11 protein-coding genes are annotated in these 12,164 nt (G+C 39.6%); 6 read left to right on the plus strand and 5 right to left on the minus strand.

Annotated features, from left to right (window positions below):
* Positions 1-25 precede the first annotated feature (25 nt).
* Positions 26-970 (minus strand): HrcA family transcriptional regulator, encoded by a 945-nt coding sequence (locus AOG26_RS06270; protein ID WP_054561708.1) that lies wholly within the window; start codon positions 968-970, stop codon positions 26-28.
* Between the two features lie 120 nt (positions 971-1,090).
* Here AOG26_RS06270 and nadK point away from each other — a divergent pair, with 120 nt between their 5' ends.
* From nadK to AOG26_RS06290, 4 genes are all read left to right on the plus strand, one after another.
* A complete protein-coding gene (gene nadK, locus AOG26_RS06275) occupies positions 1,091-1,975 on the plus strand; it encodes an NAD(+) kinase (protein ID WP_054561709.1) in 885 nt (294 codons plus the stop codon).
* Between the two features lie 94 nt (positions 1,976-2,069).
* On the plus strand, positions 2,070-2,633 hold the full coding sequence (locus tag AOG26_RS06280) for a hypothetical protein (protein ID WP_054561710.1): 564 nt from the start codon (positions 2,070-2,072) through the stop codon (positions 2,631-2,633).
* 68 nt (positions 2,634-2,701) lie between these two features.
* On the plus strand, positions 2,702-4,375 hold the full coding sequence (recN, locus tag AOG26_RS06285) for a DNA repair protein RecN (protein ID WP_054561711.1): 1,674 nt from the start codon (positions 2,702-2,704) through the stop codon (positions 4,373-4,375).
* Between the two features lie 47 nt (positions 4,376-4,422).
* The gene (locus AOG26_RS06290; protein ID WP_054561712.1) at positions 4,423-4,821 is read left to right on the plus strand and encodes a hypothetical protein; all 399 of its coding nucleotides are present in this window, start codon (positions 4,423-4,425) and stop codon (positions 4,819-4,821) included.
* Between the two features lie 78 nt (positions 4,822-4,899).
* Here AOG26_RS06290 and AOG26_RS06295 read toward each other — a convergent pair whose 3' ends face one another.
* Positions 4,900-6,495 (minus strand): hypothetical protein, encoded by a 1,596-nt coding sequence (locus tag AOG26_RS06295; RefSeq protein ID WP_152966936.1) that lies wholly within the window; start codon positions 6,493-6,495, stop codon positions 4,900-4,902.
* Between the two features lie 316 nt (positions 6,496-6,811).
* Here AOG26_RS06295 and AOG26_RS06300 point away from each other — a divergent pair, with 316 nt between their 5' ends.
* The gene (locus AOG26_RS06300; RefSeq protein ID WP_054561714.1) at positions 6,812-8,854 is read left to right on the plus strand and encodes an ATP-binding protein; all 2,043 of its coding nucleotides are present in this window, start codon (positions 6,812-6,814) and stop codon (positions 8,852-8,854) included.
* A 66-nt stretch (positions 8,855-8,920) separates the two neighbouring features.
* Complete coding sequence (locus tag AOG26_RS06305) at positions 8,921-9,382, plus strand: hypothetical protein (protein ID WP_054561715.1); 462 nt, start codon at positions 8,921-8,923, stop codon at positions 9,380-9,382.
* 22 nt (positions 9,383-9,404) lie between these two features.
* Here AOG26_RS06305 and AOG26_RS06310 read toward each other — a convergent pair whose 3' ends face one another.
* The 3 genes from AOG26_RS06310 to AOG26_RS06320 form a co-directional block, all read right to left on the minus strand.
* The gene (locus AOG26_RS06310; RefSeq protein ID WP_054561716.1) at positions 9,405-10,097 is read right to left on the minus strand and encodes a response regulator; all 693 of its coding nucleotides are present in this window, start codon (positions 10,095-10,097) and stop codon (positions 9,405-9,407) included.
* Positions 10,098-10,110: 13 nt separating this feature from the next.
* A complete protein-coding gene (locus AOG26_RS06315; RefSeq protein ID WP_235575464.1) occupies positions 10,111-10,323 on the minus strand; it encodes a hypothetical protein in 213 nt (70 codons plus the stop codon).
* A gap of 424 nt (positions 10,324-10,747) precedes the next feature.
* Positions 10,748-12,163: an FAD-dependent oxidoreductase gene (locus AOG26_RS06320; protein ID WP_054561717.1), complete on the minus strand. Its 1,416-nt coding sequence runs from the start codon at positions 12,161-12,163 to the stop codon at positions 10,748-10,750.
* Position 12,164: the final 1 nt, after the last annotated feature.

The following is a 12,164-nucleotide window of genomic DNA, read 5'->3' on the forward strand; positions in this document are numbered from 1 at the left end:
AATTATGGGGATTGAATTAAAAGATTCAAGAGGCTGATGAGCCGATTAACTTAAATTCTTGGATGATTGCTTCTATTTGCGCTGATTTTGGACAAATTACACAAAATCGGCTCTGGTATTCATGGTTATTAAAATAAGGAACGCTGATCACCATCAACTCATTACAGTCTGTAAATGGCAACTGTTCTGTGTTTAACACTGATAACCCATTTTTAAATGCGAGTTTATCTTCAACAAAATTTAAAAACGATACACCAATGTTTAAACTGGTTTGGCAATCAACTTGGCGGTAAAGGTAATTTTCACCTACCACAATGCTGTTATCTGAACCGAGTTTTTGACTTAATTGCCGAGTCCATTGTGTTAAAGAGTCATGGCAATTATGTGGTGCAGTGGCTGCCATTGCTTGCATTCGATATAAGCCTTCCATTAAGGTTTGCTGGCTAAACACCGTATTAAGCCAAGTAGCAAACTGGTAACGAACGGCATCAGATGAATCTTCAGGTTTGGTAATGCAAATGTTATGGCTTTGCCCTGCTCTATCGATGAGTAGAATAAGCCAATTACTACCATCAAAATCAAGCACCTCTACTCGAAAGACCAGCTGAGAGCTGACTTGAGGTAAGCCCACACAACAACACACCTTATAACGCTGACTCAAACCATGGGCGAGCTCAACTAATTCTGCTTGCTCGGGCTGCCAATATGTTGCAATTTCAGGCAGAGCAAAAAACTCAGTAAGCCAATAATCAAACCCGGCATTGGTAGGTACGCGGCCAGCAGAAGTATGTGGCGAATAGAGTAAGCCCACTTTTTCTAGCCGAGCCATTGCATTGCGCACAGTAGCTGAACATACCGCCATGCCTTTTTGCTTGGCAATACGGGTAGAGGCAACAGGCTGACCTTCACCGTTACAGTAAAGGCTCATTACAGCTGAAAAAATTTGTTGGTCACGCGGATTTAATTTCATAATTTATACATCTTGGTACTTGCCAGTGGATATTTGGGCGCAGCAAGTTTATTTCAAGTTATTTTCAAAGCATTAGTTTTTAATGTAATCTAGCGATATGAAAGTTTAAGTGCAAATAACATGGATTCACCGTTTAAAACCATAGGTTTAATTGGCAAACCTAATCACAGCGGAGCAGCTGCCACACTTGCTCGCCTGCACACATTTTTGCGAGCCTTGGGTTTTGAAGTGCTAGTAGAACAGCGCACCGGCCGCCAACTTGAAGACCTTCCTCGAGAAAACCTTGTTAAATTGGTAGATTTAGGTGAACGTGCAGACTTAGCCATAGTCGTCGGCGGTGATGGCAATATGCTTGGCGCAGCTCGAGTTTTAGCGCGTTTTGATGTTGCCGTAATTGGTGTAAACCGTGGTAATTTAGGCTTTTTAACTGATTTAAACCCAGAAGGTTTCGAAGCCAGCCTTGAACAAGTATTAAGTGGCCAGTTCCTCGAAGAAAAACGCTTCTTGCTTGAAGTTGAAGTATATCGCCATGCCGAACTCAAAAGTGCTAACTTGGCAGTGAATGAAGCAGTACTTCATGCCGATAAAGTTGCTCATATGATTGAGTTTGAGGCCTTTATTAACAACGATTTTGTATTCTCGCAACGCTCAGACGGTTTAATTGTTTCAACACCTACAGGCTCAACTGCTTATTCATTATCTGGTGGCGGGCCGATTTTGACGCCAGAGCTTAATGCGATTTCACTTGTGCCTATGTTCCCGCACACATTATCAAGCCGCCCTCTTGTGGTTGATGCTGATAACGAAGTGCGTTTAAAGCTCAGTCTTGAAAATACTGATAGCTTGCAAGTCAGTTGTGACAGCCATGTGGTTTTAGCTGTATTACCTGGCGATGAAGTGGTGATAAAAAAAGCAGATAAGCGTCTGCGCTTGATCCACCCTAAAGAATACTCTTACTACAATGTATTAAGAAAAAAATTAAACTGGGGAAGCCGTTTATTTTAAGCGGCTTTTTTATCTCAATTGATTGCCAAGGCACATTGAATAGCGCAAAATAATCAAACTTAATGCTGTACTTTTTTAAGGATTCTAAGGCGAAATGAGCTATATCGTTTTTCTTGCTCTGTTATTACTGATCACCTTGCTAGGTTGTTACTGGATGGTTGAGAGCAACCGTCGCAAGGCTATTGAAGCTGAAAAAAAACGTTTTAATCAACGAGTAAAAGAAATCAATAATGATTTTAAAGATAAGTTAATTGATTTCAGCGAGAGTAAAATTATTCGTCCGAAGAACATCTCGCGTTTGAGCATGATCACTAGCAATTACTTTGTTGTACAAGCCCATAACGAAGAAAACCTCACATATCTTGAATACGTTAGTGATTTACTGCTCAACACAATAATTATGGAAGCCAGTAAAGCACAAAACCCAGAACAGATTGATCAGCTTGCAGACAGATTACAGTATTTCATGGCTGAATTACCTTATAATGGTATTGAATATAACAAAGCGTTTTACCAAGAGTCCCTTCCATCACTGATTGAAGTAATTAAATATCAGCCCCCCGCCGATTTACAAGACGATCAGCCGCCAGCCCAGAGCACACAAGCGTCAGACGATTCCACACCAGAAAATCAATTGTCAGAATTAAGCAAAGCTTAAAAATTTAATTTGCAAAACCCGAAAACACTGTATAAATTAACAGTTAATTAGCTGGATGGATAAACAGTATGTTAATCGGGTTAGAAATTAAAAACTTTGCCATTGTAAGTAATTTAAGTACTGAGTGGCACAATGGTATGACAGCCATTACAGGTGAAACAGGTGCGGGGAAATCAATTGCAATTGATGCCCTCTCATTATGTTTAGGTGAACGCGCTGATGCTGGTGCCGTTCGCCCTGGTACTGATCGTGCAGAAATATGCGCACAATTTGATATTAGCCAACTCCCTCTTGCCCAACACTTTTTAGAGCAACATTTACTCTCAAACAACGAAGGCGAATGTTTACTACGCCGTGTTATTTGCAAAAATGGCCGTAGCAAAAGCTATATTAATGGCAGCTCAGTTACCGCTGCACAGTTAAAAGAGTTGGGTCAGTACTTAATTTCTATTCACGGCCAACATGCCCATCAACATTTATTAAAAGCTGAACACCAGCTACATCTGCTTGATGCCTATGCCGGCCACAATCAGTTATTAGCTGATGTTAAAGAACGCTTTAAAGCCTACCAAGCCTTACTCAAAGAATTTAACCAGCTTGAACAACAACAGCAGCAACAGGCCGCTCAAAAGCAATTACTTGAGTATCAAGTAGCCGAACTTGATGAATTTGCTCTGCAACCGGGTGAATTTGAAGAGATTGAAGCTGAGCATCATAAACTAAGCCATAGCCAGACTATTTTAGAGTCATGCCAACGTGAGCTACAACACTTATACGAAAGTGATGAGCAAAGTGCGTGTTCATTATTGCAACATAGTGCTCAACAATTTGCAGAACTAGCAAGCTACGATGAGAGCTTATCTAGCATAGCATCACTACTGAGTGAAGCTGCCGTTCAAGTTGAAGAAGCAAGCCGCGAGATACGCAGCTATGTTGATGTTACCGACTTAGACCCAGCACGCTTAGACGAAGTTGAAACTCGTTTAACAGGTGCTATGGATCTTGCCCGTAAACATCACATAAAGCCAGAAGAGCTTGTTGAGTTTCACCAGTCAATCTCTGAAGAATTAGCATCAATTAGTTATAACAGCGACCGCCTTGTGGCACTTGAAAGCGAAATCAGCGATGCCCTTGAGCAATACAAACAAGCAGCTCAACTATTAAGTGAAAGCCGCCATAGTTATGCTGATACGCTTAATCAGTTAATTAGTGATAGCATGGCGAATTTATCGATGGAAAACGGCAAGTTTGCTATTGATATTCAACAAGCTAGCGATAAAGCACCAAGTGCAATGGGTTTTGATACTGTGTCGTTTTTAGTATCGACCAACCCAGGTCAACCGCTACAAGCACTGTCTAAAGTGGCCTCTGGTGGTGAGTTATCGCGCATTAGTTTAGCTATTCAGGTCATTATTGCTCAGCGAGTTACTACCCCGACCCTCATTTTCGATGAAGTTGATGTGGGTATTTCAGGCCCTACAGCTTCTGCAGTCGGCAAGCTATTACGCCAATTAGGTAAATCAACCCAAGTTATTTGTGTAACTCACTTGCCACAGGTTGCAAGTTCTGGACATCAGCAATTTTTTGTAGCCAAAGAAATTGCAAACGGCGAAACCTTTACGCAAATGAATAAACTTTCAAAAGATGGCCGTATCGATGAAATTGCCCGACTACTCGCTGGTGACAACATCAGTAAAATGGCAAGAGCGAATGCCAAAGAGCTTATTAGCGCACATGCATAAGTTAATAGTTAATACTGTTGAGAGTTTAAGTTGGTTAGAGTTTAGAAATGAATATTAAAAATATGGGTACCGCTTTAGTGCTTGGCTTGATTGCACTGAGTTCAAGCCATTCACAGGGTTCAACAGCTGATTCAGCTTATCAAGGTGCGCAATTAATCGTTATTTTATTTGAATGTATTTTAATTGCCCTCCCGACTACCGCATTTTTGTTGGTTATTTGGAGTCGTTGGAAGCATTTACGTTTTAAGCAGTTACTACAAACTGTGTTAAATTCATCGTTAGTTTTCATGCTTATTAGCCTAGTAACAATCAATCAATTAACACAGAGTATGTCGTCTTGGTTGATTGCTTTAGCAGTCAGCCATACATTGCTGGTTGGTATTAGTTATTTACTAGTTAAGCAACACACTAATAGAGTGAAAAGTACCCTCACAGGCTGTTGGTAAATAAAATCATCGTTAAATATACAAAATCGCGAAGCAAAAATGCTTCGCGATTCTTTAAGTACACATGACTTAGTTAGCTTACTCAATTTCGCTGGCGAAATTAATCAAGTTCATAAATAAACGGTCTGTCATACTTGAAACACCTGTACCCTCAGTATAGTTACCAACTTTACCTTGATTGGTAAGCATCCCACTATCTGATAAAAGAATGTCACCCGTTTCTGAATCAAGCACTATCGTTGGTAAGCCATCTTGGTTTACAGCTAACACTTGCGTACCCACTGGCATTTCAGAGAAGTATCCTTTAGCACCACCTGCTTGATAGAAACTAGTTACACCACCAAATGGACCAGCAAAAATAGCCTGTTGAGCTTGAGTACCTACACCTTCAGGATTTTGTGTATTTGGACCATCAACATAACCAACACGAGTAACCGTGTAGCCCCATTTCGCATACACTTTTTCATTTGGCATATCAGAATCGGCTGCAATAATAGTGACATTGCCTGATTTTTTTGACCAGTTATAAAGCTCTAGGATTTCAGCATCTGTGAAATCTGTATCATAGAAACTACCCATATAAAAGATATCTGTCTCATAACTATCGATAGCAGCTTCAGTGATAGAGTTTGCTGCAGCAAAATCATGATTTATTGAAACTGTTTTATTAACAATTCCACCTTCGCCAAAATTTGTAGAGCTCATAAGTTTTGCAATAGGCTCATAAAATAACTTCCCATTCAAAGTATAGTTTTGCCAAGTTGCTTTTCGCTCTTTATCGATACTCGTGATAACAAACGACTCCGCACCAGTGCTACAGGTTGGCTGAGCATAGCACGCAACCGGTTTTAATGTATTAAGTGCCAAATCGTTAATACGCATAGGGTAAGTACCCATTGCACATGTTTTCCCCGTTTCAATCGACGCTTTATACAGCTTAGTTACATTGTGATTACCTTGGTCATTTATTACTTCACGAGAAATAAGCAGCTCACCATTTTGATCAAGTGCAGCACCTGTTACCGTTGTTAAACCATGTTCAGACTTTTTCGATAACTCAAGTGTAGAAAGATCCAAAGAGAAAATGCTGGTTGCAGAAATCAAATAGACTTCACCATTTTTAACAACCATATCACCACGGAAAATATCTAAGCTATTACCATAGCCAGTCATATTACCTACAAACTGTGTCTCGCCAGAATCTGGATAAATAATATAAAACTTACTGCCTTTAGAGCCGTAGATAACATCACGGTTTGGATCATACGCTAAACGAGTCATTGGACTTGTTCTAGCAACTTCTGTGTGCTTATTTGTTTCCATATCAACATAGGCTAATTTTGTGTATTTATACTTTTCGCCTTTGATTGGTAAGTCTTTTAATTCATCATCTGATAAATTCAATGAGCTTGGGTCTAACTTATATGTTAAAGCGCGTGGCGCCGAAACATAATATAAACGATTACGAGTACTATCGAACGCCATTGCAGCTGAAGAAAACTTCGCTTTAGAATGGATAGCTGCTGTTTGCGCTTGTTCATCAAGCGAAAAAACAACGCCTAAATGACCTCGACCAGAGTTAATACCATACAACTCGCCTGTGCAGCTATTTGCCGAAGCATCAGCAGTTACGGCTCCGCATACCATCAATACAGATAGAATAGATTTTTTCATTGTGTTTTCACCTGAAGAATTAACCAAAACTTTATTATTAGCAAAAATGATAAATAAATTATTTATCATTAACCTAATTATGTATAAATTATGTCCAAGCTAATTCTAGGCTTCAGTCGATTGAATACAATCAGAAATTTTTGATAATGGTATGAAAAGGCTAAAAACAATAAAATATAGGCCTTTAATACATAAAGGATACAACTTTTCTATTAAGCAGCTGTTAACTCACTTTAAAAGCAGTGATTACGTACTCCATAATTTGCACACAATTGCTGGTTAGTATAAGAACACATTAAGCTTATTCTAACCACAAATGAAATACTCTTTACTTATCGCTACGTGTTTACTGTCTTTTTCGTGTGTAGCAACCTCACTGCCCAGCTCTCTATTAAATCAAGTCACTGACCTTGAGAACCAAGGCAGGCTCAGTGAAGCACTCACTATTCTTGAGCAATACAAAGATAATAATACCGCTACATCGACCACCGAAATTGCTATGGCACAAGCGCCTCTTTTACGTAAACAAGGTCATTATAACGAGGCGATAGAACTGCTAACGCCATTACAAAAGCTTGCTAGCTTGAGTAAAAAAGACCAATACCACATTCAAAAAGAGCTAGGGATCAACTACCGTCGCCAAGTAAAAACAATAGAAGCAAAAAATCATTATATGGCAGCCTTAGCACTTGCAAATGAGCTTGAAGACAAAAACCTACAAGCACAAAGCCATAGCAATTTGGGTTCACTATACGACACGCTTAATGATCTTGAACAATCAATGCATCATCAAGTAAAAGCACAAGCGTTATTGGAAAACAGCGATAATTATGAACTAGTTGCCACTAATTTTTATAACTTAGCAAACCTTGCTCACAGGCTTGATGACCTCTCGCAATCTGAGTACTTCTATAAAAAAGCACTCGAGTTTGATATTAAAACCAAAAACCAAATGAATATTGCAGATACCAGCTTACAGCTAGCCAAGCTGGTGTATAAACGAGGCGATTTAGAGCAGGCTCTTCCCTTATTAAATACCGCCTATACACGATTAGCCGACGTCAATGCCTATGAGAATATGGCGACGGCGAAGCATACGTTGATGCAATTGTATTTGAAAATAGGCAACCAGCATATGGCATTGAGTAGTGCTGAGTCTGGGCTTAACGCAGCGCTTAAATCTGGCTCGGCTTTAAGTAAAATTTACTCTTACTTTAACTTAGTTGAATTACATTTAGCACTTAAAAACTCTGAGCTAATTGGTCTCTATTTAAGTCGAACAAAAGAGTTGTTAACTGATATTGATAACCGCTTATTGAATCAAAAACAGCACGGCTATACCGCAATTTATGCTGAACTTATCGGTGATTACAAGCTAGCTGCTGAGCAGCTAAAGCTTGAAAGTAAACTGGCCGCGTCTTTATTTGAAGAGCATTTAAATAAAGCCGTGGAAAAGAATAAAAAGCAATTAACAGCAATCGAGCAACAGCAACGTATTGATGATGAAATTCAAAAAAACAAACTCGCAACTGCACAAATGAATAACCAGCGACTAGAAAAACAAATTTGGTTGTTATCTGCTGGTATTGTTTTGTTGTTTAGTACCCTTGCGTTAGTACTCTATTACTTCAAGCATCGAAAAGCGTTATTTAAAGCCAAGCTTTATCAATATAACTTAATTGAAAAAGACAAAATGCTTGCTGATATCTCTCATGAATTACGCACTCCACTGAGTGTATTGAAACTGCATATAGAAGCGCTTGAGCTCGATATTCAAGAAAACCGCGATCTCGCCTACAGCAAAATTAATGGCAAGATAGCGCAACTTAATAACTTAATTTCAGATGTATATCAGTTATCTCAAGCTGAAAACAAAACCCTGACATTGAACCTTCACCAATATAATGCCGCGCAAATTTTTGCTGAATACGAGCAAGACATGCGCCGTTATGTTTGCAGTCATCAGCTCACATTTTTTGCTGACATTGTTATTGCTGATGATGTTGAAATCACGGTAGATAAACAAAAGCTCGACCAAATCCTCAACAATATTTTTACTAATGCGTGTCTATACACAGACACCCCAGGCCATGTCCGACTTAAAGTTCGGGCCAACAAGCAAGAGCTGTTTATTCAAGTCGATGATACTTCTCCGGGTGTCGGTAAAGCTCATATAGGTAAACTTTTTGACCGTTTATATCGTGTTGAAGAGTCTCGTAGCCGCGCATCGGGGGGTTCTGGTTTAGGACTGTCAATTTGCCAGAGTTTTGTCGAATTGATGTCAGGTACTATTAACGCATTACCAGGTAAGTCAGGTGGCTTATGTATCAGAGTATTACTGCCTTTAGGGAATAAATAAGCCTCTCCATTTTTCCACCACATTTTATTGCTTAAATAGCACTATAAACTACTGTGGAATGGAACCATGTCAGAGTCATTAAAGCACGCTCAATGGGCAAAATCTGTTGAGCGTAAACACCGCCAAAGCAAAGTTAAAAAAACCAAAAAGTCGCCACTGCCAATTTACGCGGCCCTTGCCAGCATAATGTTAAGTGCAGGACTCTATTATGCAAGCTACGAAAAGCCAATAGAGTACCCTCCACTATCTGAAGCAGCTAAACAACGTATCTCCCAGTTCTTTGCAAAGCAATTCTTAATGGGCCAGTGGCGCTTAAATCAAATAAAGTACTCAACTAATGCGATTCAGGTCTATGTACAAACACCTACCGCGATAGCCCTTGAAGGTGAGGCGTTAAGTCAATATTTACATTATGCGTTGTGCCCTAGTCCTAGCAAACGCATTTGGCAAGATATTCAAGCAAGAGAATTATCAGTGTATGTGTTCAGCCATTCTATTCGAAAAGGTGAACGTACTTTGTGTAACTGATATGAAAGCGATGAACGCCAAATCAATTGATTTGACGTTCATCATAGCGATAGCCTGCACCGTAAACGGAAGCGACTATCTTAGGAGAGAACTGTAAATTCTTTAGTTTTTTGCGAATATTTTTGATATGACTGTCGATTACGCGGTCGGTAATATCAAAGTTATTGGGTTGGATATGATCAAGTATCTGCTGTCTTGAAAAAACGCGCTTAGGGGCTTTATACAAAAGCTTAAATACGTCAAATTCCACTTTAGTTAAACCCAAAGACACGCCTTTAATCTCAACTTCAAGCGCATCTTCGTTTAAACAAATAGTAGCTGGCGTTTCAACAGTTTCATTGCTATTAGATACCGGCGCGCAGCGCCTTAAAATAGCTTTAACACGCATCACCAGCTCTGCACCGCTAAAAGGTTTACAGACATAGTCATCAGCACCATGTTCTAACCCTTTTAACCTATCAGCCTCTTCGACTTTAGCGGTTACCATAATAATAGGCACCATAGAAAAAGCGCGGATCTGCTTCATGCACTCCACGCCATCTAAATTGGGTAACATTACATCTAGAATTATTGCATCAGGATTATTTTCTTTAACCCACGACACCACAGCACTGCCATCAGTGATGTGGTGAGTAGTAAAGCCAGATGCATTGAAGAACAACAGCACTTGTTCTGCAATATCTAAGTCGTCTTCAACGACTAATATCTGCGGCATTTTTATTTCCGTTTTATATTTTTTTTATTGTTTTTAGTTGTTGCTTCACCATCGCTTTAAGGGCGTCTGATAAGGTCTCATCTAGTAAAACCATAGTCAGAATATCGTGCAGGTCTTCACTATTCATGACCTCATTGAGTAAATCATTTTCAGATTTTGAACTTGGCTGAAAAAAGCTTAACTGCTCGTTATTTGTGTGTTCGCAAAACATTTTCTTTTTATCCATGTTGTTAGCATCAAATATTCAGATGGGCTTCTGCCTCTGATAAACATTAAAACGCAACAATATGGAGCAAATATGGAGCTAGTACGAAATAATGAATTTTTTCTATTTAACTGTAAAATTCATTCGTAGATTGTAGGTAATAAGCGTTATTTTTTCATTATTTTTCTGAATCTTGATTTGATTATCAAAACAGCTAATACCATTTCGCTTAATTAAGTGATCTATTTTGAGGCAATAAAACCTCGTTGATAGCAAGGCAAAAATTTCGTTATTTAGTTGTTCTAAATCAGATATTTTTAACGCAGATAGCGACAGGTTTAATCCCTCTAAATGATTAAGTATTATTGCGGATTGGTATAAAACTAGGCAATAAAAAAGCAAGCTAGGCAGCTTGCTTTTAAAAATGTTGAATGGAGCTTTAGAATTAAACGTCTAAGTAATCCATAATCCCTTCAGCGGCATTTCGGCCTTCGAAAATAGCCGTTACCACTAAATCTGAGCCGCGGACAATATCGCCACCAGCAAAGATTTTCGGGTTAGTTGTTTGGTGAGTAAACTCACCTTTTTCTGGTGCATTGATACCACCCCAATGATTGATTTCAACACCGTACGGTTCTAACCAATCCATTTTATGAGGTTTAAAACCAAACGCCATGAGCACTTTGGTTGCTTCAATAACATGCTCAGAATCAGCTACTTCTTCAGCACGACGACGACCATTTTCGTCCGGCTCACCAAGTTGCGTTTTCACCATCTTAACGCCAGCAACTTTCCCTTGCTCATCAACCACAATGCCTTTAGGTTGAACGTTAAAGGTAAATTCTACGCCCTCTTCACGGGCATTTTTAACTTCACGTTTTGAGCCTGGCATGTTTTCTTCGTCACGACGATAAGCACAGGTTACTTTTGCAGCACCTTGTCGAATAGAGGTTCTCACACAGTCCATTGCTGTATCACCACCGCCTAACACGACGACTTTTTCGTTCGCCATATCGATATAAGTTTGCTTATCTTCTGCATAGCCCATAACTCGGTTTGTGTTACCAATTAAGAACGGCAGTGCATCAAACACACCATCAGCATCTTCGTTTTCAAGGCCTGCACGCATACTTTGATAGGTACCAACACCTAAGAATACGGCATCATATTCTGCTAAGATTTCATCAAGCGTAATATCAACGCCAACTTCAGTGTTTAGCTGAAACTCGACACCCATTTCAGTGAAAATTTCACGACGCTTTTGCATTACTTCTTTTTCAAGTTTGAATGAAGGAATACCAAACGTAAGAAGACCACCGATTTCTGGGTGACGGTCAAACACCACAGGCTTAACACCGTTACGTACTAAAATATCCGCACAACCTAAACCAGCTGGGCCTGCACCAATGATAGCCACTTTTTTGTCAGACCAAACCACATACGACATATCTGGTTTCCAGCCCATTTTAAATGCCGTATCAGTGATGTACTTTTCGATATTACCGATAGTGACAGCACCAAACTCTTCTTCAAGTGTGCACGAGCCTTCACACAAGCGATCTTGTGGACAAACTCGTCCACACACCTCTGGTAAGCTGTTTGTACGGTGAGACAGCTCTGCCGCTTCTAAAATACGGCCAGTACGAATGAGCTTTAACCATTGTGGAATATAGTTATGTACTGGGCATTTCCATTCACAGTACGGGTTACCACAATCTAAACAGCGATCCGCCTGTGAGTTAACTTGTGTCTCAGAAAACGGCTCGTAGATTTCTACGAAAGATTGTTTACGTGCTGAAATTGGCTTTTTACGCGGATCTACACGTTGTACATCGATAAACTGGTATACATTTTCGCTCATA

Source organism: Pseudoalteromonas sp. UCD-33C (assembly GCF_001306895.1).
Classification (GTDB): Bacteria; Pseudomonadota; Gammaproteobacteria; order Enterobacterales; family Alteromonadaceae; genus Pseudoalteromonas.

What these genes read in the sequence shown, in the direction of transcription:
- AOG26_RS06300 (WP_054561714.1), top strand. Translation starts at nt 6,812, where the DNA reads ATGAAATACTCTTTACTTATCGCTACGTGTTTACTGTCTTTTTCGTGT.
- AOG26_RS06280 (WP_054561710.1), top strand. Translation starts at nt 2,070, where the DNA reads ATGAGCTATATCGTTTTTCTTGCTCTGTTATTACTGATCACCTTGCTA.
- recN (WP_054561711.1), top strand. Translation starts at nt 2,702, where the DNA reads ATGTTAATCGGGTTAGAAATTAAAAACTTTGCCATTGTAAGTAATTTA.
- AOG26_RS06310 (WP_054561716.1), bottom strand. Translation starts at nt 10,097, where the DNA reads ATGCCGCAGATATTAGTCGTTGAAGACGACTTAGATATTGCAGAACAA.
- AOG26_RS06315 (WP_235575464.1), bottom strand. Translation starts at nt 10,323, where the DNA reads ATGGATAAAAAGAAAATGTTTTGCGAACACACAAATAACGAGCAGTTA.
- AOG26_RS06295 (WP_152966936.1), bottom strand. Translation starts at nt 6,495, where the DNA reads ATGAAAAAATCTATTCTATCTGTATTGATGGTATGCGGAGCCGTAACT.
- AOG26_RS06270 (WP_054561708.1), bottom strand. Translation starts at nt 970, where the DNA reads ATGAAATTAAATCCGCGTGACCAACAAATTTTTTCAGCTGTAATGAGC.
- nadK (WP_054561709.1), top strand. Translation starts at nt 1,091, where the DNA reads ATGGATTCACCGTTTAAAACCATAGGTTTAATTGGCAAACCTAATCAC.
- AOG26_RS06290 (WP_054561712.1), top strand. Translation starts at nt 4,423, where the DNA reads ATGAATATTAAAAATATGGGTACCGCTTTAGTGCTTGGCTTGATTGCA.
- AOG26_RS06320 (WP_054561717.1), bottom strand. Translation starts at nt 12,163, where the DNA reads ATGAGCGAAAATGTATACCAGTTTATCGATGTACAACGTGTAGATCCG.
- AOG26_RS06305 (WP_054561715.1), top strand. Translation starts at nt 8,921, where the DNA reads ATGTCAGAGTCATTAAAGCACGCTCAATGGGCAAAATCTGTTGAGCGT.